The 25,528-nt window shown below is 43.7% G+C and carries 24 protein-coding genes; 1 reads left to right on the top strand and 23 read right to left on the bottom strand.

The window, feature by feature from the left end; all coding sequences use genetic code 11:
* Positions 1-74: 74 nt before the first annotated feature.
* From BA81_RS07185 to sigY, 8 genes are all read right to left on the bottom strand, one after another.
* On the bottom strand, positions 75-2,018 hold the full coding sequence (locus tag BA81_RS07185) for a BglG family transcription antiterminator (protein WP_034281332.1): 1,944 nt from the start codon (positions 2,016-2,018) through the stop codon (positions 75-77).
* 237 nt (positions 2,019-2,255) lie between these two features.
* On the bottom strand, positions 2,256-2,870 hold the full coding sequence (locus BA81_RS07190; RefSeq protein WP_034281333.1) for a class F sortase: 615 nt from the start codon (positions 2,868-2,870) through the stop codon (positions 2,256-2,258).
* Positions 2,871-2,929: 59 nt separating this feature from the next.
* Positions 2,930-4,312: a hypothetical protein gene (locus tag BA81_RS07195; protein ID WP_034281334.1), complete on the bottom strand. Its 1,383-nt coding sequence runs from the start codon at positions 4,310-4,312 to the stop codon at positions 2,930-2,932.
* A 125-nt stretch (positions 4,313-4,437) separates the two neighbouring features.
* Positions 4,438-4,551: a hypothetical protein gene (locus BA81_RS19895; RefSeq protein ID WP_223250414.1), complete on the bottom strand. Its 114-nt coding sequence runs from the start codon at positions 4,549-4,551 to the stop codon at positions 4,438-4,440.
* An 82-nt stretch (positions 4,552-4,633) separates the two neighbouring features.
* Complete coding sequence (gene gdhA / locus BA81_RS07200) at positions 4,634-6,004, bottom strand: NADP-specific glutamate dehydrogenase (protein ID WP_024423873.1); 1,371 nt, start codon at positions 6,002-6,004, stop codon at positions 4,634-4,636.
* A gap of 311 nt (positions 6,005-6,315) precedes the next feature.
* Positions 6,316-6,528 carry a hypothetical protein gene (locus BA81_RS07205; RefSeq protein WP_034281335.1) on the bottom strand — a complete coding sequence of 71 codons (213 nt, stop codon included), beginning with the start codon at positions 6,526-6,528 and terminating at the stop codon, positions 6,316-6,318.
* Entirely contained in the window at positions 6,525-6,836 is a 312-nt protein-coding gene (locus BA81_RS07210; RefSeq protein ID WP_034281336.1) for a YxlC family protein, read from the bottom strand. The genes BA81_RS07205 and BA81_RS07210 overlap by 4 nt, the downstream gene beginning before the upstream one ends.
* Positions 6,833-7,366: an RNA polymerase sigma factor SigY gene (sigY, locus tag BA81_RS07215; protein ID WP_034281337.1), complete on the bottom strand. Its 534-nt coding sequence runs from the start codon at positions 7,364-7,366 to the stop codon at positions 6,833-6,835. The genes BA81_RS07210 and sigY overlap by 4 nt, the downstream gene beginning before the upstream one ends.
* 461 nt (positions 7,367-7,827) lie before the next feature.
* On the opposite strand from sigY, the gene BA81_RS07220 reads away from it, so the two are divergent.
* Positions 7,828-8,865: a pectate lyase family protein gene (locus BA81_RS07220; RefSeq protein ID WP_034281462.1), complete on the top strand. Its 1,038-nt coding sequence runs from the start codon at positions 7,828-7,830 to the stop codon at positions 8,863-8,865.
* A gap of 57 nt (positions 8,866-8,922) precedes the next feature.
* Here BA81_RS07220 and cydC read toward each other — a convergent pair whose 3' ends face one another.
* The 15 genes from cydC to BA81_RS07300 all read right to left on the bottom strand — a co-directional run bounded on the left by cydC (position 8,923) and on the right by BA81_RS07300 (position 25,392).
* Positions 8,923-10,656 carry a thiol reductant ABC exporter subunit CydC gene (gene cydC, locus BA81_RS07225; protein ID WP_034281338.1) on the bottom strand — a complete coding sequence of 578 codons (1,734 nt, stop codon included), beginning with the start codon at positions 10,654-10,656 and terminating at the stop codon, positions 8,923-8,925.
* Complete coding sequence (gene cydD, locus BA81_RS07230) at positions 10,646-12,382, bottom strand: thiol reductant ABC exporter subunit CydD (RefSeq protein WP_034281339.1); 1,737 nt, start codon at positions 12,380-12,382, stop codon at positions 10,646-10,648. Before cydD ends, cydC begins: the two co-directional genes overlap by 11 nt.
* Positions 12,382-13,398, bottom strand: a complete 1,017-nt coding sequence (cydB, locus tag BA81_RS07235) for a cytochrome d ubiquinol oxidase subunit II (protein ID WP_034281340.1) — start codon at positions 13,396-13,398, stop codon at positions 12,382-12,384. The genes cydD and cydB overlap by 1 nt, the downstream gene beginning before the upstream one ends.
* Entirely contained in the window at positions 13,385-14,800 is a 1,416-nt protein-coding gene (locus BA81_RS07240; RefSeq protein ID WP_034281341.1) for a cytochrome ubiquinol oxidase subunit I, read from the bottom strand. The genes cydB and BA81_RS07240 overlap by 14 nt, the downstream gene beginning before the upstream one ends.
* A gap of 321 nt (positions 14,801-15,121) precedes the next feature.
* Positions 15,122-16,237, bottom strand: a complete 1,116-nt coding sequence (gene isdG, locus BA81_RS20065) for a heme oxygenase (RefSeq protein ID WP_269199621.1) — start codon at positions 16,235-16,237, stop codon at positions 15,122-15,124.
* 7 nt (positions 16,238-16,244) lie between these two features.
* Complete coding sequence (locus BA81_RS07250; RefSeq protein ID WP_034281343.1) at positions 16,245-17,258, bottom strand: FecCD family ABC transporter permease; 1,014 nt, start codon at positions 17,256-17,258, stop codon at positions 16,245-16,247.
* On the bottom strand, positions 17,255-18,193 hold the full coding sequence (locus tag BA81_RS07255) for an ABC transporter substrate-binding protein (RefSeq protein WP_034281344.1): 939 nt from the start codon (positions 18,191-18,193) through the stop codon (positions 17,255-17,257). The genes BA81_RS07250 and BA81_RS07255 overlap by 4 nt, the downstream gene beginning before the upstream one ends.
* Positions 18,194-18,211: 18 nt before the next feature.
* The gene (gene srtB / locus BA81_RS07260; RefSeq protein WP_034281345.1) at positions 18,212-18,964 is read right to left on the bottom strand and encodes a class B sortase; all 753 of its coding nucleotides are present in this window, start codon (positions 18,962-18,964) and stop codon (positions 18,212-18,214) included.
* 26 nt (positions 18,965-18,990) lie between these two features.
* Positions 18,991-19,761 (bottom strand): ABC transporter ATP-binding protein, encoded by a 771-nt coding sequence (locus BA81_RS07265; protein WP_034281346.1) that lies wholly within the window; start codon positions 19,759-19,761, stop codon positions 18,991-18,993.
* A complete protein-coding gene (locus tag BA81_RS07270; RefSeq protein ID WP_034281347.1) occupies positions 19,748-20,734 on the bottom strand; it encodes a FecCD family ABC transporter permease in 987 nt (328 codons plus the stop codon). Before BA81_RS07270 ends, BA81_RS07265 begins: the two co-directional genes overlap by 14 nt.
* A 33-nt stretch (positions 20,735-20,767) precedes the next feature.
* Positions 20,768-21,607: a heme ABC transporter substrate-binding protein IsdE gene (gene isdE / locus BA81_RS07275; RefSeq protein WP_375153291.1), complete on the bottom strand. Its 840-nt coding sequence runs from the start codon at positions 21,605-21,607 to the stop codon at positions 20,768-20,770.
* 123 nt (positions 21,608-21,730) lie between these two features.
* Positions 21,731-23,542, bottom strand: coding sequence for an NEAT domain-containing protein (locus BA81_RS07280; RefSeq protein ID WP_034281349.1), 1,812 nt, complete (start codon positions 23,540-23,542; stop codon positions 21,731-21,733).
* Between the two features lie 19 nt (positions 23,543-23,561).
* Entirely contained in the window at positions 23,562-24,215 is a 654-nt protein-coding gene (gene isdC, locus BA81_RS07285; protein ID WP_034281463.1) for a heme uptake protein IsdC, read from the bottom strand.
* A gap of 20 nt (positions 24,216-24,235) precedes the next feature.
* A complete protein-coding gene (locus tag BA81_RS07290; protein WP_034281350.1) occupies positions 24,236-24,694 on the bottom strand; it encodes an NEAT domain-containing protein in 459 nt (152 codons plus the stop codon).
* A 365-nt stretch (positions 24,695-25,059) separates the two neighbouring features.
* The gene (locus BA81_RS07300; protein ID WP_034281352.1) at positions 25,060-25,392 is read right to left on the bottom strand and encodes a winged helix-turn-helix transcriptional regulator; all 333 of its coding nucleotides are present in this window, start codon (positions 25,390-25,392) and stop codon (positions 25,060-25,062) included.
* Between the last annotated feature and the right edge of the window lie 136 nt (positions 25,393-25,528).

The raw sequence follows: 25,528 nt of genomic DNA on the forward strand, positions 1-25,528 counted from the left end.
TCATATTATGAAACCGCTTTCATAAACACCCATACTTTTTCCTTTAGGAAGCGGAAAAAGTTAATATCACACAGTTAGTTCTTGTACGAAGGAACCTTTTTATACATGATATCAAGCATGTCTTCAAATGTATCACAGGCAATCAGATGCTGAATGAATTTCACATTATGCACAAGCTCCCCCAGCAGGCGGTACATGCCTTTTAAATCTTTGGCATTCTCTTTTTCGACACAAAGCAGGCAGACAAATTGAACCTTTTTCTCTCCCCAAATGATTGGTTTTTCTAATGTACATATCGCCCAAAACGTCTCATCTGTCAGCGGCGTCATCGGGTGCGGAATCGCTGTATAATGTCCGAAAGAGGTTGGGGCAGCCTCTTCTCTTTCCATGACAGATGGTGTGAGTTCAGCTGGCGCTAAGCCCAAATCGATGACTTTTTGCGTTAAAAAGGTGATGACCTCTTCCTTTGTGTGAAAAGCTCGTTTTGTAAAAACCAATTCCTTTTTCATATATTGAGAGGCCAATGTCACCCTTGTTTCACTCGTCAGAGCTTCTTCAATTTTTAAAAAATCACCGCCTCCCAATATGGTGTTCACTTGAATGACTGGAACCGGTAGATCCATATGAATTGGGATCGTTGTAATAATCAAATCCAGGGCATGCAAAGAGACATGCGGCAGCGAATATAGCTCTGCTGTTCCTAAAATGGTCAGCTTTGACCCAAATTGTGACCGCAAACGATCCTGCAGCAGCCTTGCACTCCCTGCACCAGACGCACAGACAATAAGACACCGCTTCGGCGGGATCTCCATTTTCCTCCGCTCTAAAGCCGCACCAAAGTGAAGCGCCATATATCCGATTTCGTTCTCATGAATACTCAGCCCTTCCTCTTCTTCAAGGACCCTGCTGGCGATAATCCCCGCTTCAAAAGCAAGGGGATACCCCGCTTTTATTTCATCAAGCATCGGATTTCTTAAGTTCATTCCATATTTACATCGGTTGATGGCAGGCTTTAAGTGCAGACTGAGTCCAATCATTAGTTCCGTATCACCGGCTAAATCAAGCTGCAGTTTTTGATCAATGGCCTTCAGCATGAGCTGTACAAGCCGGCTCGTTTCATCATCTACAATTTGTTTTTGACCGTTCGAGGAAAAGGACTGTACCATTTTGGCTGTTCCTAGCAAATGAATGGTGATATAGACAATTTCCTCTTGTGGAAATGAGACATCCAGCAGCCCTTCAAGACGCTCCACCATTTTTTTAGCGACCTTATATTCCTTTGCCCGTGGAATTTCGCTGATTTCCTCTGGAAGAACAGATACATAGTTTCCGTGTCTAATTCGTTTGCAGGCAATGGCGACATGAACGATTAAATTATTCATGCAAATGTCTGATAGATTCATACCTTCCTCATTGATATAATTGATCATTGTTTTCTGAATCAATTCGAGTTCATGCTTTGGCAAAATGGTAACAGCTGTGTTCAGCATCGTTTGATAAGAACGACGTTCATTGAATAAATATTCTGACATACAATAACGGATTTTCATCTCTGATCCCTTGATTCGGCAGCCTTTGCTCGGCTTCGCTTCCAGCTTCAGATCAAAGGGCTCCAGCTTACGTTTGACCGATTTCACATCGTTGCTCATCGTTGATTTACTAATAAACAGCTGCTCCTGTAAATCCTCCAGCTTCACATAGGATTCTGCCAAAAGAAGCCTTTTTAAAATAAACCGAACACGCTCCTCTGGCAGCACAGCAAGCGGCTCTTCCTGCTCGACCTCCTCCTTCATAAAACGGCGAAAGGCATTCTCATCGTTGATCAGCAGCTCATAACCAGCTCCTCTAACAGCTGTTACGGCCGCTTGGTAAGGGGCAAGGCGGTCGTTCAGTTCCTTTATGTCTGTACGAATGGTGCGGCTTGTCACTTGTAAACTGGCAGAAAGTGCAGCGCTGGTGAGCGGGGTCTCAGCTGCCATGAGCTGACTTAAGATGTGCGCCAGTCTTTTACTCAGCATCAGATCGGCCTCCTTATGTAGGGGTGGAGAATCTGCCTTGTCTGGACAGGTTGTATACGCTTGCAGTTCTCTTCATTACTCATATTCTACTGAAAAGAAATAAAAATTGCCAACTCATTTATATGACAAATGCCCCTATTTATACAACTAACCATATCTAATGTCCTATGAATCTTTTTGAAAGATACTTGCGAAAACAACGAAAAAAAGGCGTACACCTTCGTGTATCCGCCTTCTTTATGAAGAGATCAGCTCGGTAAAGACAACCAATCTTTTTTCATGCGTACCTGCTGCATGATCAAAGGTCCCTGTACAAGTGATTAAATTGAGATTCCGTGTAAAGGCGTATCCAAAAAACGCATTGGGCTTCTCTTCACGCGGATAGCTTCTTACTTTTATGACTTCAAAGCTTCGCTTTTTTCCTGATGAGGACGTGACGACCACCTTGTCTCCCTTTTTTAGCTCCTTTAATCGATAAAAAACCGATGGCCCCCATTTATTATCTACATGGCCATTCATGACGGCATTCCCTTTATCTCCCGGCTTTGGACCATCTTCAAACCAAGCGGTGTTGTCTGTATCCTGAGGAACACCCATACTGCCATCATTTGATAAAGATGTTTTCTCCACTTTTGCTTTGACATCAATAGCGGGAATGGCAATTTCAGCTGGTACAATGCCAGACGGCTCGTCTTTTAATGTATCGTGTGAGTGGTTCTGTTTCTCAGCTTGATGTGTAGTCATTTCCTTAGAAGCGGATATGTTTTTTGAGGATGACGATTCATCCTTTGACGGTGATGAACAGCCTGTGATGATGAGAAGCGAAAGAATACTGAGCAGCCAATTCTTCATCTAAGCCGGCCTCCTTTTGAAGAAAGGAACGGCACGATTGTGCACGTTCCCATCTGTCTTTATGAGTTAGAATTTGATGCCTTACGGCGAATGAGGAAAAATGCACCGCCTGCTAGAATTAAACTTGCGATCATACCCGCAAATGCTTCATAGGACATGCCTAAAGGACCGGCTGTGCCTCCCATACCTGTTTTCGGCATTTCATTAGGCATATTGGATTTGAACAGCTCAGGATGCTGATCAACAATCGCTGCTGTGACATCCTGACCAACCATGAACATATGACCATAAGCCTCTCTCACTGTCGGATAAAGCTGATCATATTCGCCATTATGGTAAGACGTATATGTTTTGATCAGCTCATCAATATGTGTTTTCAAACCAGCCTCTAAATCAGCTGCCTTTAAACGTCCATCTGTCGCTTGATCTAGGAATTTCGCTTGCTTCATTCGATACGCATCTAAATCTTTGACAGCCTTTTCTTTTGCTTGTTGATTCCCTGATGCATCCGCTTTGACATAATCAACTAAATAGCCGATATGGCTTGACCAAATGTTTTTGAATTGTTTGCCTGCATCCTTACCATAAACAGATGCAATCGCAGCAGATAAATCATTTGTGTTTTCATTTAAAGCCGCAGCTGCCTGCTTAAAGTCCTTACTGCCATCATTTCCTTTTTGCATGGCAACTACCGCGAGTGCCAAATGCTCTGAGAACAAGTAGTTTAAATCTTCACGAAGATCCGCTGCTGGTGTATCCACTGACTTTTGATCAAATTTCCCAGGAAATTGATCTGTGATGGCCCATGACACGCCTTTTCCTACCTCAAACATATGATGAATGGATTTTCTAACCGTTTCATAGGTCGTATCAAAATCCTTTTCAGTATAGCTGTCAAACGCTTTTAGCAGTTCATTCACATGCATCTTCAAGCCTTCTTCAAGCTCACTTGCTTTCAGTCTGCCATCTGTTGCTTGATCGAGCATATCGGCTTGTTTCATTCGATATTGATCAAGCTGCTTCATCGCTTTCTTTTTACCTGCATTATCTTTTTTCGCTGTGGCTTGTACATAGTCAACAAAGTAGCCGATATGACTTGACCAAATGTCCTTGAATTGTTTGCCTGCTTTTTTTCCATACACAGAGGCAATTGCATCTGATAAGTCATTCGTGTTGTCATTTAAAGCCGCCGCTGCTTGATCGAAGTCTTTACTGCCGTCAATTCCTTTTTGCATTGTGATCACTGCTAAATAGGCATGCTCTGAAAACAGCTGATCTAGTGCTGCTCGAAGATCTGTGGCTTTATTTGACACCTCTTGTGACGAAGACGTCTTCTTCGCCTCCCCATGCATATGTCCTTCGTGTGCACTTGCGATATGAGCCGCTGGGAATAATAACGCTGCGCTCAGTGGAATGGTTAACATTGCTTTCTTCATGTTCATCTTTTATTTCCTCCTCTTTCCGTTTGTTATGTACTTAACGGAGAGAGGGAGAAAATAGATCATTCGATTCTATTATTTTTTTCTTACAACACAGGCTCTGTATGTTTGCATAAAAAAAAGCCGGATTATCCGGCTGATACGTTACGACGTTTAGATGCTTTTCGCTCTTTATATATTTTTCTCACCACTGGATAAATCACAGGTGCCCATTTGACAATTTGTTTCAGCCATTTTTTCATTTCTCCCGCGCCTCCTTATTGTCATTCTTAAAGGACGATTCCCCATCTTGTCATGAAATAAACAGGTGCGGGAGAGCAGGAGTTAAATCACGCCTTGTGCGATCATGGCATCTGCCACCTTACGAAATCCTGCAATATTTGCTCCAACCATGATGTTTCCTGAGTGTCCATATTCGTCTGCTGTCTCTGTACACTGACGATAAATAGACTGCATCATTTGTTTCAGCTGAGCATCTACTTCTTCAAATGTCCAAGATATTCTTGCACTGTTTTGTGCCATTTCCAATGCTGATACACCTACACCGCCAGCATTCGCTGCTTTTGCCGGCGCAAACAAAATACGATTCTCTTCAAATACTTTGACCGCCTTAAGAGTGGATGGCATATTGGCTCCTTCTCCTACAGCGATGACACCATTTGCCACAAGCTGCTGTGCATGCGCCTCTGATATTTCATTTTGTGTTGCACATGGCAGCGCAATATCACAAGGAACGGACCAAATTTGTTCGCAATCTTCAATTAATTCAGCATGCGGGTGAATGTCTATGTATGCCCCAATCCGCTGATTCTCGACTTCCTTGAGCTGTTTGATCGTCTCAAGTGAAATCCCTTGAGGATCATAAATCGCTCCGCTTGAATCACTGCAAGCCACAACCTTACCGCCTAATTCGATTACCTTTTCCATTGCATAGATAGACACATTTCCTGAGCCCGACACAACAACAGAACGTCCTTCAAATTGGAGCCCATGTGCTTTCAGCATTTCCTCCATGAAGTACACCAGTCCGTAGCCTGTCGCCTCTTTTCTCGCTAAGCTGCCTCCGAATCCAGGGCTTTTCCCCGTGAGTACACCTGCTTCATAAGCACCGCGCATTTTCTTGTACTGTCCGAACATATAGCCAATTTCGCGTGCTCCTACACCAATATCACCTGCTGGCACATCTTGATCAGGTCCAATATATCGGCCAAGTTCACTCATAAAGCTTTGAACGAAACGCATGATTTCTCCATCAGACTTCCCTTTAGGATCAAAATCCGATCCGCCTTTCCCTCCGCCAATCGGCATACCAGTCAGTGCGTTTTTAAAGATTTGTTCAAACCCTAAAAACTTGATAATGCTTGCATTGACGGTTGGATGGAAACGAATGCCTCCTTTATAAGGACCGATGGCACTATTAAATTGAACCCTAAACCCTCGATTGACTTGTACTTTGCCCTCATCGTCTACCCATGGCACTCGAAATACCACAAGCCGCTCAGGCTCAATGAGCCGTTCTAAAATGCCTTGTTTTTCATACTCTGGATGCTTCGCAAAAACTGGGACGAGTGATTCCAGAATTTCTTTTACGGCTTGCTGGAACTCCTCCTCGCCGGGATTTCGTTTTTCCACCTCTTCTAACACACGGTGGATGTAGCTTTGTGCTGTTTGTGCTGCTCGATCTAAGGTCAACATGTCGCATCTGCCTCCTTGTAGATATCTCCACACATTTAATTGTTAGATTTTCTAACGCATATTGAGATTAATTTAACACCAATTGTAAAATCTGATCAATATTGATAACAGATGAAAATGATGCCGAATTGAGATAGATCAAGCAGCCGTAGCGATTGTTTTTAAAAATAAGCGCTCAAGGAATGACTAATGTGCTAGAAACGAACGAGCGGATATTTCTCGTCCCGTTTTCTTTGACAAATACATGAATCATGATGAATTTCTAGCTGGTTTTCCATTGAAAAAAGGGTCAAAAGTTTGATCGGATGCACTCAATCTTTTCGGGGTTTCCCGCCTCTTTTTCGATCAGGTAACACGACACAAAGCCAATATAAAATAGAAGACGATGGAAAGTTAATGAGACCGACAATGCCCCAGAACCACTTGTAACGCCCTCTTTTCTTTGCATCTATAAATAAAAGAAAGCCCTGTGCAAACAATAACGGCAAGACGCACAATAAGATGATCATTTCCGACTGACTCATACGGAAGACCCTCCTTTGATATGTTGATATTCCTTGTAGCCAACAACAAAGCAGATGGGGACGCTCACTATTTGGAGAAGAATGAAGATGATAGGCAAATGGGTAATGGCAGCTGCAAAGAGTGCTAGAATGGTCAAACTGATCAAAACGTATGCCAGCACTTCTTGTTTAAAACGCCTTTTCTCTTTTTCCTTCGCCTGTTTCAGCATCATCATGACAGCCTGCTCACTTGGCTTTTCCACTTCAATTTGTTCGTCTAGCTGCTGCAGCTCTTCTTTTAAACGTTCGGTCAAACGATCTTCCTTCATAAATCCCACTCCTTTCGAATTTTCTTTAATCCATGATGAACCCTCGATTTCACAGTGCCTTCTCTCATTCCAAGCATTGAAGCCATTTCTGGGTAGGTAAATCCATAATAATAGTGCAGAATAATCGGTGCTCTCTCCTGAGCCTTTAATTCATTTAAAGCATCCCACATGTCATGCCATGTGTTCCCCTTTTGCTGAACGTCCCATTTAAAGCGGCGTATGGCTTCCTGATTCGCTTTTCCTTCTCTCATTTGTTCACGTTTTCTTTTCTTCTGGTGATCTAAAAATTGCCTAGATGCAATCGAAATGAGCCAGGTTGAAAATAAGGCATCTCCTCTAAATGAAGAAAGTTTCATATACGCTTTCAGCATCGTTTCTTGCATGATTTCCTCTGCCAGCTCTTGTTGAAGGGTCAGCTTCAACATATATCGGTAAAGAAATGAATAATGATGCCGATAAAGGGCTGTAAACGCGGCATCATCTCCCTGTTTTGCCCGCTGAATCAATAATGTCTCTTCTGTCTGCTCCAAGCGCGCCCCTCCTTCCTTTTCTTCTCTTACTCATAAGACGACACGGATGACAATATCGTTTAAAATGGACCTTATTTTTTAGCATATCTTCTATGATTCTCGTTTTATATCCAATTTTTTCTTATGTAATGATTATGGCATCCCTTCTTCTCTAACAAAATGATGCGTTTATAATCATCTTGATTTTCTACCAAACGGAGAGCCTCCTCTCCATAATCAAGATGTCATCCTCATACCTATCGACAATGGTCCTTATCTCATGAAGATGAAAATGAAATAATCATTGGCTTAGCTTCCTAGAAAATCATGGAATACGCTGCGCCTATCCTTAGCCGATGATACCTTTTTGCATGCTATGCTCATCCTACATTCCGAAAGAAGCAATGCTTGTGAAGGAAGGAGGAGTGGTTGAATCACAGCTTATTTTGGAAACGTTTTCATTAAAATAAAATAGAATGGAGATGTTGAGTTTGAAAAGAAAAATTCCAATGTTAGCCGGTGTATTAGCTGTTGGTCTCGTCACTTCATTATTTGCACCAAACGGGGAGGCAAAGGCAGCAGCCAAATATCCAGAAAGCCCTTCTATTATGGCCAACTTTAATCAACAAGGCTTCTCCACATTAAATGGCGGCACAACAGGCGGTGAAGGCGGTAAAACCGTCACAGTCAAAACTGGAAATGAACTATTGGCTGCCCTCAAAAATAAAGGAACAAACGAAAAATTAAAAATTGTTGTAGACGGGACCATTACCCCTTCTAATACATCAGCCAATAAAATCGATGTGAAAGATACAAATAATGTCTCGATCGTCGGTAAAGGGACGAACGGCGAATTGAATGGAATTGGCATTAAAGTATGGCGTGCCAATAACATCATCATCCGCAACTTGAAAATCCACCACAGCAAAATCGGTGACAAGGATGCCATCGGGATCGAAGGCGGTTCTAAAAACATATGGGTCGATCATAATGAATTGTACAACACATTGAATTCCGGGAAGGATGATTACGATGGTTTATTTGATGTAAAAAATGACTCTGACTACATTACCTTCTCGTGGAACTATGTACATGACAGCTGGAAAACAATGCTCATGGGCAGCTCCGATAACGATAACTACAATCGAAAAATTACGTTCCACAACAACCGCTTTGAAAACCTAAACTCTCGTGTACCGTCTATGCGCTTCGGGGAAGGACATGTCTATAACAACTATTATAAAAACATCCTCACAACAGCGATTAACTCACGTATGGGCGCGAAAATGAGAATTGAACACAACGTATTTGAAAACACCACAAATGCCATTGGAAGCTGGGACAGCCGTCAAGTTGGTACATGGCATGTCATCAACAACTCGTATATTAACAGCACAGGCAGTCTGCCAACGTCTTCAACAGGTACGTATAACCCTCCTTATAACTACTCTTTGCTTAACGTGAACAATGTGAAATCAGAAGTGATATCAAATGCAGGTGTTGGTAAAGTAAACCCTTAAACCACAAAACGTTCGGGCAGAGATTTCCTGTCCGAACGTTTTTGTCATTTCATCCATTTATATTGTAGAAAACGGGCGATCCATTTCATACAGCTTTTGATAACGCTTGTTTTCTTTTAGTAACTCCTGATGCTGACCCTGCATCTCAATGCGTCCGTCTTCAATAAACATGATGCGGTCACACGCCTCACAGCCAGTCAGATGATGGGTGATCCAAATAACTGTTTTCCCTTTTAACACACGGAAGATGGTTTCAAGCAATTCACGCTCTGTCCGTGGATCAAGCCCGACGGTGGGTTCATCTAATACAACAACCGGCGTGTCCTGAAGCAAAATTCGAGCTAACGCCATACGCTGTCTTTCTCCACCTGAAAATCGAACCCCTGTCTCCTGAACACCTGTGTGATAACCTTCTGGCAAAGACTCGATGTCATCATGCAGCTGCACTTGTCTAGCTGCTTCTTTTACCTGCTCTTCTGTTGCCTCTGGAGATCCTAAACGAATATTGTTTAAAACAGACGTATCGAATAAATATGGCTGTTGATTCAGCACAGATACATAGGCAGACACCTTCTCTTGAATGCTTTGAACCGGTTTTCCTTGAATGCTGACAGTCCCTTGATTTGGAACAACTGCCCCTTCTAACAATTTCAAAATGGTCGATTTTCCTGCACCGCTTTTTCCTAAAAGCGCGAGTGATTCCCCTTGCTTCAGAGAAAAGGACAGGTCTTGAAGGACATATTGATGCGTGTCATACCGAAAGGACACTTGATCAAAACAGACAGCTTCATCGTGAGAAAGGGCTGATTGATCCACTGCCTTGCTCTCAGCTTCTCCTTCATATGACTGCTTTTCATAATGATGTAATCTGCTGACAGCATGCTGATAGACGGGAATATCACCTGCCGCATCTGACAGCGGAAGAAAGGCTTCTGTTAATGGAAACAGCACAAGTACAAAGGCTGCAATCAGTGTGTGTGACATGGATCCTGACTGAACGACCGAGCCGCTCCAATACACAACAAGCACGACAGCCCCTCCAATCAAGAGCTGTGCCAAAAATTGACGCACGCGGATAAATCGGTGTTTCGCTGCTTCAAGCGCTAACAGCTGCGCTTCTTTTTGTTCATATCCATCCACAAAATCTTTCTGCCTGCCGCTGAACAGCCAGTCACTAACGCCCATGACTGCATCTGTTAAATGGCTGTACAGTTCATTTCTGCCTTTTTTCATTTGAATTTGTCTTGCCCGGTTCACAAGCACTGTGACGTATGGGAAAACGAATACGAGAAGTGCCATATAAAGCAGCATCAGTCCAGCAAAAGGCCATGAGAAAAGGCCAAGTGCTCCAATGGATGCGGCATATAAAAGCAGTGCACCGATGGATGGAAAGATGGTTTTTAAATAGGCATCCTGCAATCTCTCCACATCATCTGACAAGAGACCAAGCATTTCACCTGTCCCAAGCTTAGTCTGTTTGGCACTTCGTTCAGCCATGTCATAGAGGCGTACACGCATTTTTTCAATCATTGTCAAAATGAGCTGATGGCTTGCCAGCCTTTCTGCGTAGCGGGCAGCAGAGCGCGAAATACCAAAGGTACGTACAGCCACAATTGGGACGTAGACCATGAGTATATTCTCAGGTCTTGTCGCAGCCTTTGAAATGAGAAATCCCGACGTGTACATCAGCATAGAAGCAGAGAATACCGCAATGGCTCCTAAAAATAAAACCAAGGCAAACAGCTTTTGATTCTCCTTGATATAAGGTATAAACCAGCCTTTACTGACCATGTGTGACCGCCCCCATTTGCTCCTGTACCAATTGATAATACACGCCTTTTCTTTGCATTAATGATTCATGTGTCCCCATTTCTGCGACGGTTCCTTGATCCATGACAATGATTTCATCCATGTCCGGCATCCAATGGAGTCTGTGTGTCGCTAAGAACACAAGTTTATGTTCAAACAGTGGAAGCATTGTTTTCTTCAGTTCATACTCTGTTTCAATATCGAGATGCGCCGTTGGTTCATCTAACAGCATAATGGACCGCTGGCCCAGCACAGTTCGAGCAAGCGCAATTCTTTGCGCCTGTCCTCCGCTTAACTCTCTTCCCTGTTCTCCAATGACTTCGTCCAGTCCGTTTGGCAGCTGCGTAACCAGCTGAGATAAGCCAGCTTCATGCACCGCTCTTTCCACTTCTTCCTCTGTTGCATTTGGTTCATAAAAACGAATGTTTTCTCTTAATGTCATGTGAAATAAATAGGGGTGCTGCGGCATATAGACAACTTCCTTTTGCCATTCGTTCATCTGTAAATGACCAAGCGGCTGGCCGTTTAGCGTGATTTGACCCGAAGACGGCTCAACAAAACCGCCGAGGACATCGGTTAACGTCGATTTCCCTGAACCACTGGCACCAATGATGCCGATTTTTTTCTTCCCTTTGACAGTGAGATCTACATCCTGAATGGAATAAGGGGCATGTTCGTCATGCTGAACACAAACATCCTGCAGCGTGAGCACAGATTGTTCATCCCACTTATTCAGCTGCACAGATTTTGTCTCCTGGGCGCGGAAGCCTTTTTCTTCTAAAATGACCTGCATGGCTTCATTCGCTTCTTTTCCATTTAACGTCGCATGATAATCATTTCCCACTTCACGTACCGGCAGAAAATACTCCGGCGCCAGCATAAGCGCCGTCAAAGCCGGCAATAACAGAAGCTCTCCTTCAATTAAACGTAAGCCAAGAAAAACAGCGACGGTTGCAATTGATAGCATGGAAAAGAAATCGAGGGCAAACGATGACAGAAAGGCGACCTTCAGTGTACTCATGGTCGCTTTTCGATATCGCTTTGACACCTCCGCAATATGACGGGAGTGTTTTTTGCTGATACCTAAGTAACGAAGCGTCTCAAGGCCCCGGAGAGAGTCAGTAAAATGATTGGATAATTTCTCATACGATCTCCATTGTTTGGCCGCTTTACGCTGAGCAACAAGGCCTAGCAAAATCATAAAAATAATTAAAATTGGCAGCGTCACAATTAAAATGACGGCTGATGTTTCATCTAATGTCCACACATAGATAAGGACCATCGCCGGAATCACTGCCATGTTCACCATTTTCGGCAAAAACAGCTGTAAATACTGACGGTATTGAGCAATTCCTTCCATTGCTAATGTGACAAGCTTTCCTGTCCCTTTTTTCTTTGCGAAGGCAGGCCCTAATCGAAAGAGTTGGTCTAACAGCTGCTTTCTGACGTCTGCTCCAATTCGGGAAGAGTAGGTAAACATGACCTTCTCCCGAATCAAGGTGAGACCGTGCCGCACAACAAAGGCAGCAAGAAACAGCATGACATAAGGCGTTGCCTGCGAGAGGCTTTTCCCGTCAAACAGCGTTGTAATGGCATGTGCCAGCCACTGTGCTTGGAAAATAATACTTGCTCCTTGGATGAGTGACACAATACCTAAGAGGGCAAGAAGCCCTCTCATTCCTTTTAATTGAAGTAAACGTTTATCCATTAGTAGGTCATTGGCTCCTTACCGCTTACACGTTTACGGAAGACGTAATAGCTCCAAATTTGATACCCAAGCACAAAGGGCAGCAAAGAAACAGCAACAATCGTCATGACCGTCAGTGAATAAGATCCAGATGCAGCGTTTTGAATTGTGAGATCAAATGAATGACTGATTGAACTAATCATGACGCGCGGGAACAATGCAGTGAACAGCATGGACACCGTCACCATGATGCCTGCGCCTGTGAATAAGAAAGTCCAGCCATCACGTTCTTTTCTCATCAAAACAAGGGCAGCTACATAACAAACCACAATCAGCACAGTTAATGGAATGGTGATGATCGGGCGTACAGTATAAATATCTGTTTCAATGATGGACACACCGACAAATATAACAAGAACAGGGAGTGCAATGAGCAGGACACGCTGGCCCAGTTTTCTTGCACGATCTCTTAAGTCACCCTCTGTACGAAGTGTGACAAAAATCAAGCCATGCAGCAGGCAAAGAAACGTCACAGCTAACCCGCCGATCACTGAGTAAAGATTCACAAAGTCCGTAAATCCAGCGTACATGTTCATGTCTTGATCAATTGGCATCCCGCGTAAAATACTCGTGAATAACACACCGAGCAAAAACGGCGGAAGCAGACTGCCAAAGAAGATCACCCAGTCCCACGCCTTAATCCAAGAGGCTTTCTCAACCTTCCCTCGGAATTCAAAGGCGACTCCGCGCCCAATGAGCGCTAAGAGGAGAACCGCAAACGGAATATAGTATCCGCTGAACATCGTGGCATACCAGTGAGGAAATGCAGCGAAAATAGCGCCGCCAGCTGTAATCAGCCAGACCTCATTCGCATCCCAGAAAGGACCAATCGTATTGATTAAAATGCGGCGCTCGTGCGCGTCCTTTCCAAGCAGCTGCATGGACATCCCGACACCAAAATCAAATCCTTCTAAGAAGAAAAATCCAACAAACAATACTGCGACAAGAATAAACCAAATCTCGTTAAGATATGCCATGATATGCGCCTCCATCAAATGGATCTGTAGACAGGTCCGTTTCATCCTTTTGATCTGTATCCTCTTCAGAATGTGCACCTTTTTTAATTTCTCGAATGAATAAGTAGGCAAGCAAAATGGCAAGAATCAGATACATCACCGTAAAGCTAATGACTGAGAATAACAGCATGCCATACGATACGTTCGGTGAAATCGATTGAGCTGTCGTCATCATACCAAAGACGGTCCACGGCTGACGCCCAATTTCAGTCATGATCCAGCCGGCTGAGTTCGCAATAAACGGGAACGCGATCATCCCTACCATGAAGCGTAAAAACCATTTGTTCGTTTCTAGTTTCTTTCTAAAGCTCAAATATAAGCCAATCATACTAGCAAAAATCATCAGCATTCCGGCACCGACCATGATTCTAAAGCTCCAGAATGTTGTTTTCACTGGCGGAATGTAGTCTCCAGGACCAAACTTGGCTTCATATTCTTTTTGAAGTGTCAGCATGCCTGGAACATCTCCACTGAACTTCTGATACGCCAAATAACTTAAAGCAAACGGAATATTGATCTCCGCAGAGTTTTCTTTTTTATCTGTGTCAATGTTGGCAAATAGTGTCCAAGCTGCTGGATCTCCACTATCCTTCCAAAGGGCTTCACTTGCTGCCATCTTCATTGGCTGTGATTTCATTAAGTGCTTCGCTTGATCATGTCCAGAAAACGCTACACCTAAGCCAGAAATTAAAGCGAGGACCATCGCAATCTGGAATGATTTTTTGAAAAAGGCGATTTCTTGTTTTTTGATCATTTTATAGGCACTAACTCCTGCAATAAAGAAAGCTCCTGTTGCCAGTGCACCAAATAGAACGTGCGGAAACTCAACCCAAAGCTGCGGGTTCGTCACAAGAGCGCCAAAATCATTCATTTCTGCACGGCCATTTTTAATGGCAAATCCAACTGGCTCCTGCATAAATGAGTTAGCGAGTAAAATCCAAAATGCCGAAAAGATCGTACCAAGGGAAACAAGCCAAATGCACAATAAATGAATCTTCTTCGGCAGACGATCCCAGCCGAATATCCAAAGTCCAATAAATGTAGATTCAAGGAAAAAGGCCAAAAGTGCTTCAATGGCAAGCGGTGCACCAAAGACATCACCGACAAACCTTGAATAATCTGACCAGTTCATCCCAAACTGGAATTCCTGCAGAATCCCTGTTACCACACCTACTGCAAAGTTAAGTAAGAACAGGTGACCCCAAAACTTCGCCATCTTTTTATAGATGTCTTTTTTCTTGACGACATAAAGGGTCTGCATCAATGCGACGATAAACACCAAACCTATTGACATAGGAACAAAAATAAAATGAAATAATGTCGTTGAAGCAAATTGAAATCTTGCTAAAAACAGCTCACTCACAGCCTTACATCCTCCCTTACTTTCACATGCCGAACGATTCATGCTCACCACTTCACAAAATATTCACCATTTGTTCAATGTTTCACAAATAAAAGTCCATTTGAAATGGTTCGCTAGGTGAAATTTTACTCTTGATTTTCATTCGGTTAGTTATTTATACCTGTACTTTACACCCATACGCTTCAAAAATAAAGTAAATTTTACCTAAAAATTGGATGGTATTGTGTCAGTTGTTTGAATACTTTGTCAAAAATATGTGACGGAAAATAAAAAATCGCAAAAAAACAGCGCTGCATGTGGGCCGCAGCGCTGTTTTTCTTTTTAGGCTTTTTTCTGTAAAGCAGGTCTTGTCACTTGGACTTCATAGTACGTAATTTTGTTTTTTAATAGGCCTTCAGGTTTCGCTTTTCCGTGAGCGTGTGCATCTCCAAATGCCTGAGATTTTGTCCAGTTCACAAAGTCTTCTTTTCGATTCCAGCGGGTATGAATGGTCACCTCATCGTAATCAGTTGTCTGCTGCGTGACCCAGACTTCCATGCCTAAAAATCCTTCCATGAATTCTACTTGTCCCTGCTTGTTAAAACGCTTAACAAGGTGGTCTGCACTGCCTTTTTCTACTCTAACCTGGTTGTTTACAATGATCATGTTTGGTTCATCTCCCTTTTGTTGTTGGATCGAAGCGATTGGGATAATGAGCGGATGCTCTCCATCTAGGTGAACCTCTGCCTGAATCCCAAATACCTCTTTGAAAAAGTTTTCTGTTAATACTTCCTTTGGTGTCCCTATTTGGTAAACCTGACCACGCTTCATCGCAATCAGGCGGTCACAATATTTTGCTGCCTGCTGCAGGTCATGAAGTACCATTAAAATGGTGATTCCATGTGTTTCATTCAGCTGTTTGAGCAGCTCTAGTAAATCAAGCTGGTGCGCAATATCTAAGTAAGTGGTAGGCTCATCCAGAATAATCGTCTCTGTCTTCTGAGCCAGTGCCATTGCAATATACGCCTTTTGCCTTTCTCCGCCTGACAATGTATGCAGCATCCTGTTTTCATTCACGCGGCTATTTGTCACATCAAGCGCCCACTCTACCGCTTCCTGATCTGTCTTCGAGCTCTTTTTCCAGATCGAACGATGCGGACTGCGTCCAAGTGCGACCAGCTCACGTACTGTCATCGATGGGATCGCCGTTCTCGTCTGCATCAGAACGGCGATTTCCTGTGCAATCTCCTGTGCTGTCATTTCTTTTTGCGGTATATCGTGAATATAAATCATGCCGCTTTCAATCGACGTAAGACGTGCGGCTGCTTTAATAAACGTCGACTTCCCTGAACCATTTGGTCCAATAATGCCTGTTACACTTCCTTTAGGCACAGCTGCTGAAATAGAAGACAGCCGAAAGCCTCCTTGACTGAGGCTCACGTCATCCATCGCAATCACATCCAACTTAACCCCTCCCTTTCTTTTTTAATAAATAGAGGAAGAAAGGTGCACCGATACAGGCAAGCAGGATACCAACAGGCAGTTCAACCGGTGTAAACCATACCCGTGCTGCTGTATCAGCAAAGACCACAAGTACGCCGCCGCCAAGCATTGAGATCGGCAGCAGGTACCGGTAGTCATCTCCAATTAAAAGGCGGATAAAATGAGGGACGACAAGACCGACAAATCCAATTAATCCGCTCACGCTTACAGCTGCACCCGCCAAAAGCGCCGCCAGTGCAATTAAGAAAAATCGGGTTCGCTCGACTCTAAGTCCGAGCAGCTGCGCTGACTCATCACCAAGCAAAAGAAGATTTGCCGGCTTGATCGCAAAAAAACAAAGACACAATCCAGCAATCGCATAAGGTGACACAAAGCTCAGATGATGCCAGCTCCGTCCATTTAATCCTCCTGATAAAAAAGGCAGAACAGCCTGCACACGCTCACTATAAAGCACCATAAATCCATTCATGACCGCACCAAGCAGGGCATTAACTGCCACTCCCGCCAGAATCAATTTCAGTGGTGAAACCCCTTGATCAAACGACAACATATACACAACAAGTGCCGCTAATAAAGCCCCTAGGAAGGCAGCCGCTGGAAGCAGATAAGTGAATTGCGGAAACACAATCATGCTGAGTACAGCAGCTAACCCGCCGCCGGCGGTCACACCGATGATCCCGGGGTCAGCGAGTGGATTTCGGACGACTCCTTGTAAAATGGCCCCTGATGCTGCGAGACAGGCCCCGACGATGAAACCTATGAGAACGCGCGGCAGGCGTAAATCCATGACGATTTTTTCATGGACTGGCTGGCCTGATCCCGTCAAAGCAGCGATTAAATCTGGCAGCGATAATTGAACAGAACCTAAGGCAAGCCCTAAACAAATGCCCACACCTAGCGAAAGAAGCAGTCCCGGTATCAGCCATCTTCGTCTCGACTGCCTTTTTTGAAAATCTAACTCTGCATTCACTTTCATGATGACAATCGCTTCAATCTCTTCTCTAGTTCATCAATCGCCTTTATGACGTCTGCGCCTGGGTTCGTCCCGAATAAATCACTAGGCAGAATCTCCACGCGGCCATTTTTGACAGCTGATACGTCGTGCCATGCTGCATTCTGTTTCATTTCACTCATAAAGCCCGCTTTCACATCGTCAGGATTGCTGTGTGTCATGAGCAGAATGAGATCAGGATCGGCTTCGATCACCTTTTCTGCATTAATTTGAGCGTATTGAGGAAATTTTTCGAGTGCCGGTTCATTCTCAGCAATGTTTGCACCCCCAGCGATGTGCAGCAAATCTCCGCTTAAGGATTGGGGAAGTGCCGCCATATATGTGCCGGGTGCACCGTACACAACGAGTGTTTTCACTTTTTTCTTAGGCTGCTTGACCTGCTTTTTTCGCTCATCAATTTGCTCATTGAGTGCTTTAGCCTTTTGCTGCTTTCCGAGCAACTCCCCAAATAACGAGATTTGACGCTGGATGTCCTTCACTGAATTGGCACTTGTCAAAAGAAGCTGTGAATCAATTCCTTCTATTGTAGAGATGTCCTTGCTGTTTAATTGTTCATTTCCAAGCACCACATCAGGCTTTAAGCTTGTGATCAGCTCTACATCAAATTGATGTGTTGTGCCAATCGTTTGTACGGACTTTGCCTTTTGTAAGCTGTCTGGTAACTCAGCAGTTGGCCGGCCGACCGCCTTACCGCCTAAAGCATACAGAATACTCATGTCCCCGGTCGACAAGGCGACGATACGCTGAGGGGATTCATCAAACGACAGCGTTCTTCCGGTAAAATCCTTTATTTTCAGCGCTCCTTGCCCGCTTCCTTTCTCTACAGGTGCTGCCTGACTGCATCCGCCGAGGAGAAGCATCAAGACGAGTCCCGCTAAGATCACATGTGAAAATTTCAACCGTTTGTCTCTCCTTTTCTAGTAAACTTTCTTTAGCTTTGCCTGTACCACGAGACGCCCGCTTTTAGGTGCAAGCACATGATCACAGGTCGATAAGGTGAGGATGAGGTCATCTGTGGACACGTCTGTCTTCGTTTGATAGATTGATTTCTTCCGCACAGCTTGCAAGTAGTGCGCATATTCGCCAAGATCTTGAAAATCGGTTTGAATATAGTCGAAGTCAACCGTCGTTTCATACACAGCAAAAATCTCCGCTTCATAGCTTTGATACAGCGTATCGTACTGAAATGTCCGGTGCTCTTGGAAGAAATCTTTTTTTAGATAGTTTGTGAGTCCAGCGAACATGGATCCATCCCTCATCCGATGGCCGTACACCACTGTATTTGGGCTTTCATGCAGGACATCATTACGATAATCCATAAAGATACTGCCTGCCCGGGTGTCGTTTTTTAAATAATTGCGAGTTAAGTAGAACGCATTATCGTGAGATTGAACAATCGGATACTGAATCATCGTGTCTTTCATATTGATCCAGCCGACAATGTCCTCATTCACCTTCCGCAGCTCATCAAATGACGAACGGATCTTTCCCTGCTCCCGTTTTTCAGTCATATCTTCTTCATATCCATACATCGTCTGAGCCTTTGCAAGCACCTGGCGATTTTGATAATAACCGAAAAGTTCGAAGCCGATGGCTGTCCCGCTATAAATAAATACGCCTAAACAAACGATCGTCAGCATTCGCTGCCAAAGCCGTTTTCCTCGTTTCACACTGTCTCACCTGCTTTTTGCCCAGCTTATATACCAACAGGCACAATGTACATCCCTGTTTCTGCATCCTGTCTAATCGTGACGGACACATCATAAATGTGCCGCACGTTTTCCTCTGTTAACACATCGTTAGGCTGTCCTTCACTGATAACCTGTCCATCCTTCATTGCTATGATGATATCGCTGTAGCGGACAGCCTGATTCATGTCGTGCAGCACCATGACAATCGTTAATCCATGCACGGCATTCAGTTCACGGATCAGCTCAAGAATGTCAAATTGATAGTAAATATCCAAATAAGTTGTCGGTTCATCTAAGAAAAGGATCGGTGTTTTTTGCGCAAGTGCCATCGCAATCCATACACGCTGCCGCTCTCCACCTGACAGTGAGGCGAGCGGCACCTTTCGTTTGTCCGTTAGCTTTGTACTGGACAGCGCCCACTCTATCGCTCTCTCATCCTCTTCCTTGTCTCCTCCGCGCATCGTCTGGTACGGCGTTCTGCCGAATGCCACGACCCGTTCGATCGTTAAATCAAGCGGCGCTTCATTTTGCTGATGGACGACAGCGAGCTTTTTTGCCAGCTCCTTTGGCTTGAACGTATTCAGCGTTTGCCTGTCTAAGTGAATTTGCCCTTTATTTGGACAATGATTATTCGCCATTAAGGAAAGCAGCGTGGATTTTCCCGAGCCATTTGGACCGATAATGGTTGTGATTTTCCCCTTTTCAATCTTTGTTGTGACTGATTGAACGATGTCCTTCTGCTGATCATATGAGAATGACACCTCACGAATGTCCATGGAGACGGTCCCCCCTTCTTAATAAAAAGATCAGAAACGGCCCGCCAATCACGGCCATGATCGTAGAAGCAGGAATCTCATTTGGCGCCACAAGCGTCCTGCCAAGCGTATCAGCCGTCAAAATAAGCAAAGCCCCGCTTAACGCAGAAAATGGAATCAGTACCCGGTGATCCGAGCCGACAAGCCTTCTTGAAATGTGCGGAATGAGCAAGCCGACAAAGGCTATCACGCCCGCTACTGCAGCTGTCACCGCCGCAAGTAAAACGGCTGTGATGGAAATCAAAAGGCGCATTCTGGTCACACGCAATCCTAAATTTTTTGCTGTCTTGTCCTGAAGAGCCAGGAGGTTGCACCACCTGCTGAAGAAGAGTGCAACGATAAGGCCGGCGACACCATAGACACCGATTAAACGGACATCTCCCCACGTTTTCATCGTGAGATTCGACTGCCCTGACTGATTAATTGTGATATTGAAATAGCTGCAAATGGTCACAAATGCTTCAGCCATCCCAGTAAACATGGCATTGATGGCGATCCCAACCAAGATCATGCGGATCGGGCTTAAACCACCCTTCCAAGACAGAACGTACACGAGGAAACACGCAATAGCCCCGCCTAAAACCGAAAATAAAGGAGAGTAGAAATAAAATTGAGGAAGCGCTGTAATCGCCATTAATGAAAAGAAGCTGGCTCCTGATGAAATGCCAATGACGCCGGCATCAGCTAACGGATTCCTCATGACCGACTGCAGCAGTACACCGGAGACAGATAAGGCGGCCCCTGTAAACATCGCGATAAGCATGCGGGGAATTCTCAAATCTTTAATGATTTCTACCTGTGCATGTTGACCGGTGATGAGCCCTTCTAATAATTCAAATGGGGTGACATGAATGCTCCCAGTAATGGCTGAATAAATAAATACGCAGACCAGTAAGAGACTGACTATCAGAAATAAAATCCCTGTTTTTTTCATCTTGAACGTCCTTTTATCATTAAGATTCGCCGCTTATGACGGATACAACATACGAGTCAATTCATCTAATGCTTCTGCTGCCTTTAAATTGCCTGTTGTCCCGAATAAGCTTTCTTCGAGGTCATACACCCGGTCTTGTTTGACCGCATTGAAATGTTTCCAGATGTCATTTGTTTTGAATTCTTCATCAAACATTTGGACGACTTCGTCTGGCATCCCATGTGCGGCCCGGAGAATGATATCTGGATTGGCTTTTTGTAAATATTCCGTATTGGATGCCAAATACTCCATTTTCTCGCCTTTGACAATATTCTTTCCTCCTGCGATACGCACAAGATCACCAATATATGAATTCTCTGTCGCCACCAAATAACTGCCTGGCACACCAAGCAAAATCAGAACGGACGGCTTGCGTTTTCCTTTCGTCCTCTCTTGAATGTCTTTCTTTTTTTGCTCAAACTCTGACACAATGCGTTCAGCCTGCTTCTTTCTGTCATACTGATCTCCAAGCTTCGTGATGGCCTTCTCCATGTCAGCCATGCTCTCGAGATTTAGGTATGTGGCAGGGACACCTGCTTGCTGAAAGGGTGTCTCTAAATCATATTGAAGGGTTGTGACAGAGAGGACATCTGTCGGTTGAAGTGATTGGATGATTTCCATGTCCGGGCTCATTGGGTTACCGACTTCCGGCAGTCCTTTGTAACGAGCTGGCAAGGATTTTTGACTTGTTGGCACCCCGACAAGATCCACCTCTAAAGCATCCATGATCTCCGCAGCAGCTACAGTCGTTGCTACAATGCGCTCACTTGATTCAGCGCTTTTTTTGCCTTTTGCTGAGCTTTCAGCTGACTGTGAGCAGCCCGATAAGATCATGCACACACTGAAGGCAGCGATCAAGGTACATAACATTCGATGCTTCAAAAATAGAAGCCTCCTTTCGAAAAAAGAGAGTGGATGCGCCAGCATAAATGGCGCATCTCACATAAAATAAACAGTCTATCTTGTCCGTGTTTGATATTTTCTGACGAGTACCAATAACGAACCGCCGAATAAAAGAATATACACCCAAAGAAGAGAGGTATCTCCCGTTTTCGGATTCAGCTGTCCAGACTCAGATTTGGTTTGATCATCTGATGGCGTAAATGTCATCTGCTCCGCACCCGTTTCCTCAGGTACTGCATTCTCAAGTTGATTCGTTTGAGAATCGTGATCATTTGGATTTTTGATAAAGCCGATACTCTCATCGTCTCCAATGACCGTTGAAATTCCGCTTCCCTCACCGAGAGCGATACCTTTTGTGTCATAGACGAGTTTGACATCGTACTGCTCATGATAATTCGCAGCTGGAATATCAATCTTTACGCGTGCTGCCTGAGCTCCACTTAAACTTTTTGCTTCATATTGAATGACGCGTGTATCTGCTTTTTGATCTGTCTTCGCGACAAGTGTCTCCTCAAACTTTCCGCCTGTTCCTACTTGGAATGACGTGATCGCTGAGCTGTTCTTCACTGTATATGAAACGAAATGGCGGCCATTTTTTACAACCAGTGTCGCAGGACTCACAACGTAATCGTTCATGCGAGAAAGCTCATCCTTGTCTGCCTTCTTCATTGAGAAAGGAAGCTTGTATACACCATCTTTTAGCTGAGCCGTCTCTTGATTTGCTCCGCCGTTATTTGTTTCTGTTGTTGGTGTGTTTGGTTTTGGTGTTTCTGGTGCAGCTGGTGTTTCTTCCTCTACCACCTGCCCGTCCTTCACTGGAGCGATACTCTTTGAATCAAATTGAAAACGAATATCGTAGGTTTGGTCATAGTTAGCGGCTGCTACTACAATGTGTACTTTTCCTTTGATCTCGTTTTTCAAATCACCTACATCAAATGAAACCACTCTTGTGTTCTTTGCTTCATCCTTGCTGACTGTTTTGGCTTCTTGATAAGAACCGTCTTTCTCTGTTTTCAAAGAAGCGACAGACTTATGGTCCTTCACCGTAAAGGAAATGGTTTGCTTTCCATTTTTGACAGTTAAGGATGCAGGATGTGAGAAGTAATCACTCATTCGAGATGACTCATCCGTATCCCCTTTTAGCACACTGTAATTGATACGATATACGCCATCTTTTAATTGATTTTGCGCGGAATCATCTGGTTTTGTGCCATTATTATTGCCCGGTGTTGTTGGTTGATCGTCTGGCTTTGTACCATTTTGGTCATCCGGTTTTGTTTCGTTATCGTCTGGCTTTGCACCGTTTTGGTCATCCGGTTTTGTTTCGTTATCGTCTGGCTTTGTACCGTTTTGGTCATCTGGTTTTGTTTCGTTATCATCTGGTTTTGCAGGCGTAACGAGTGTGAGGCTGCTTTGATCGAATGCAAGCTGTACGTCATATGCTTCGTCATAAATAAAGCCGCCTAAATCCCAGTAAATTTTCACCCAGCCGTTTAATTTCGCTGATAAGTCGTCGACATCAAATTTGATCACACGTGTATTGGCTGTCTCGTCCTCACTGACCGTTTCAGTGGTAACGAGAGCACCATTTTGTTCGACCTTGAAATCTGTTATTTCTTTGCTTTGCTTCAGTGTGACATAGGCTGTTTTCTTGCCATTTTCCACAATCAGCTTAGCTGGCTTTTCTGTATAGGTATCCATCATGGACGCTTCTGTGCTGCCATTTTTTAAAACGGTGAATCCAACTGTGTATTCACCATCAACGAATGATGCCGCTTGAGCTGTTCCTTGAGGAATCTGAAACGCAGTCAACAAACTGAATAAAACGAGCAGATTGGCTGCCTTTAGATGAAAAAGACGTTTCAAATGGTGACACTTCCTTCCGTTAATGCTTGATGATCCACTTTCTTGCTAAAAACCCGCCTGAACATAAGACAAGCACAAGGAGCCACCCTGTCTGGCTTGTATCACCAGTTTGAGGATTTTCTTCTTGTTTCGTTGTGGATGAATCAGCTTTGTTCGTTGATTCTTTTGATGGCTGCTGACTTTCTGCTGCACCTGCTGATTGATTTGCATTGTTAGACGAAAGTGACTTGATGCTGCTCTCATCAAATTTCAGCTGAATGGTGTAATCATGATCATAATCAGCAGATTTCACAGTGACATGAATTTTTGACTTGATTGGTTTAGACAAGCTTTGAGCTTGGAACTGAACGAGCCTTGTATTGGCTTTTTTATTTGTTGAGAGAACGGTTGTATCGACATAGCCGCCATTTCCCGGTACTTTAAATTCCGTTACCCAGCTGCTATTTTTAATCGTCATTTGCACTGTCAGGTTCCCATTTTTCGCTATCACTTTTGCTGGTTTTAGCCAGTAATCATTTGCCATTGAGACCGCATTTCCTTCAGCTTTTAGCACTGTATAATTGACGGAGTATGTACCATCCTTTAATGCGGCAGCCTGTGCGTTTGAAAAAGGCAGCATAAGTGCCAGTAAAAAAACCGCCATGAAGACTGACAGCCTCATTCTTTTTTTCATCAAGCGAATTTCCTCCCTTTCTATTGAACAGATGCCGCATCAAACTTGAGGCGAATATCGTAATTGCCTGTATATCCGATAGCCGGTACAGTCACACTCACTTTTGCTGGTACGGCCTCAGTCAGGCTGTTCACATTGAATTCTACTGTTCTCTTATTCGCAGCTGTATTTGTACTAATCACCTTCGCATCTTTATAGACACCTTGATCGAGCGTTTTAAAGCTTGTGATCCAAGAGCTATTCGTTAACGTGACTTGCGCTTTGATTTTTCCATCCTTTACGACAAGCTTGGCTGGTTTTTCGAAATACGTATTCGCTGTTGAAGTCGAATCGCTATCAGCTTTCCATACCACATATTGCGCTGAATATTGACCATCTGCTAAGCCAGCTGCTGAAGCTGAACTAACAGGAGCTAGAGCAAATAATAGAACAAAACTAAGGAATAATAATACGGGTGACGTTGAACGAATGACTTTCATGTGAGCCCTCCTAAATGATATTGATAATTATTCTCAATAGACAATAAAAAAAATAACCTTCATAAGTGCTGGAACACACTTATAGATGATTATGATAATCATTATCAATTGAGTTGAAAAAATAAATCTTTGCTTCCTAAAGTCAAAGATGTCTGCTTCTAAATGATGGATAAGAGTTTTAGGCAATCTGTCCCATTCATAATACCATGGCATAACCTCCATTCCATTACAGGGAAAAGAACCCTCTTCTCCTTGATATTATATAATGCATGAAATGATTGTCAACATCATTTTTCATACTATTGTCTTAGTTTTCTGGAAAATCACACAAAAAAATTTCGATCAGACACACTGATCGAAATCGATTAAGAAGGAACATGTTCCTCTATTTTGCTGTTTTTACGCTCTAAAGACCATGCATACATTTCACGAATAATCGGTTCAGTTTTCTTTCCTTGCACTGTTAATTCGTATTCAATCCGCACTGGAATGTCGGGGTATACCTTTTTCTCAACAAGTCCCTCAGCTTCTAAATCCTTCAGCCTTTCTGATAGTAATCTTCCGCTGATGTTCATTTCATTTTCAAGCTGACAAAAACGCTTAGGCCCTGTCAGAAGCTGATTGATGATGAGAATGACCCACTTCTTGCCTAGAATCTCCATGGCATCTGTAATTGGGCAGCCATCTACTTGAGCCATATCTTACTCCCTCCTGCTTTTTTCTCTTTTTTTCATTATAACACAATTAATTACTTGAAATAAGTCACTAACTATTATATAGTTTAGTTACTAAAAGTAACAAGGTATTCATTTTTTATAGATTTTCAAAAACATT

Source organism: Bacillus safensis FO-36b (assembly GCF_000691165.1).
In the GTDB taxonomy this organism is placed as follows: Bacteria; Bacillota; Bacilli; order Bacillales; family Bacillaceae; genus Bacillus; species Bacillus safensis.

Excerpts from the sequence above, each read along its gene's own strand:
- BA81_RS07185 (WP_034281332.1), bottom strand. The coding sequence starts at position 2,018 with ATGCTGAGTAAAAGACTGGCGCACATCTTAAGTCAGCTCATGGCAGCT.
- BA81_RS07190 (WP_034281333.1), bottom strand. The coding sequence starts at position 2,870 with ATGAAGAATTGGCTGCTCAGTATTCTTTCGCTTCTCATCATCACAGGC.
- BA81_RS07195 (WP_034281334.1), bottom strand. The coding sequence starts at position 4,312 with ATGAACATGAAGAAAGCAATGTTAACCATTCCACTGAGCGCAGCGTTA.
- BA81_RS19895 (WP_223250414.1), bottom strand. The coding sequence starts at position 4,551 with ATGAAAAAATGGCTGAAACAAATTGTCAAATGGGCACCTGTGATTTAT.
- gdhA (WP_024423873.1), bottom strand. The coding sequence starts at position 6,004 with ATGTTGACCTTAGATCGAGCAGCACAAACAGCACAAAGCTACATCCAC.
- BA81_RS07205 (WP_034281335.1), bottom strand. The coding sequence starts at position 6,528 with ATGAGTCAGTCGGAAATGATCATCTTATTGTGCGTCTTGCCGTTATTG.
- BA81_RS07210 (WP_034281336.1), bottom strand. The coding sequence starts at position 6,836 with ATGAAGGAAGATCGTTTGACCGAACGTTTAAAAGAAGAGCTGCAGCAG.
- BA81_RS07220 (WP_034281462.1), top strand. The coding sequence starts at position 7,828 with ATGTTGAGTTTGAAAAGAAAAATTCCAATGTTAGCCGGTGTATTAGCT.
- cydC (WP_034281338.1), bottom strand. The coding sequence starts at position 10,656 with ATGGTCAGTAAAGGCTGGTTTATACCTTATATCAAGGAGAATCAAAAG.
- cydD (WP_034281339.1), bottom strand. The coding sequence starts at position 12,382 with ATGGATAAACGTTTACTTCAATTAAAAGGAATGAGAGGGCTTCTTGCC.
- cydB (WP_034281340.1), bottom strand. The coding sequence starts at position 13,398 with ATGGCATATCTTAACGAGATTTGGTTTATTCTTGTCGCAGTATTGTTT.
- BA81_RS07250 (WP_034281343.1), bottom strand. The coding sequence starts at position 17,258 with ATGAAAGTGAATGCAGAGTTAGATTTTCAAAAAAGGCAGTCGAGACGA.
- BA81_RS07265 (WP_034281346.1), bottom strand. The coding sequence starts at position 19,761 with ATGGACATTCGTGAGGTGTCATTCTCATATGATCAGCAGAAGGACATC.
- BA81_RS07270 (WP_034281347.1), bottom strand. The coding sequence starts at position 20,734 with ATGAAAAAAACAGGGATTTTATTTCTGATAGTCAGTCTCTTACTGGTC.
- isdE (WP_375153291.1), bottom strand. The coding sequence starts at position 21,607 with ATGATCTTATCGGGCTGCTCACAGTCAGCTGAAAGCTCAGCAAAAGGC.
- isdC (WP_034281463.1), bottom strand. The coding sequence starts at position 24,215 with ATGAAAAAAAGAATGAGGCTGTCAGTCTTCATGGCGGTTTTTTTACTG.
- BA81_RS07290 (WP_034281350.1), bottom strand. The coding sequence starts at position 24,694 with ATGAAAGTCATTCGTTCAACGTCACCCGTATTATTATTCCTTAGTTTT.
- BA81_RS07300 (WP_034281352.1), bottom strand. The coding sequence starts at position 25,392 with ATGGCTCAAGTAGATGGCTGCCCAATTACAGATGCCATGGAGATTCTA.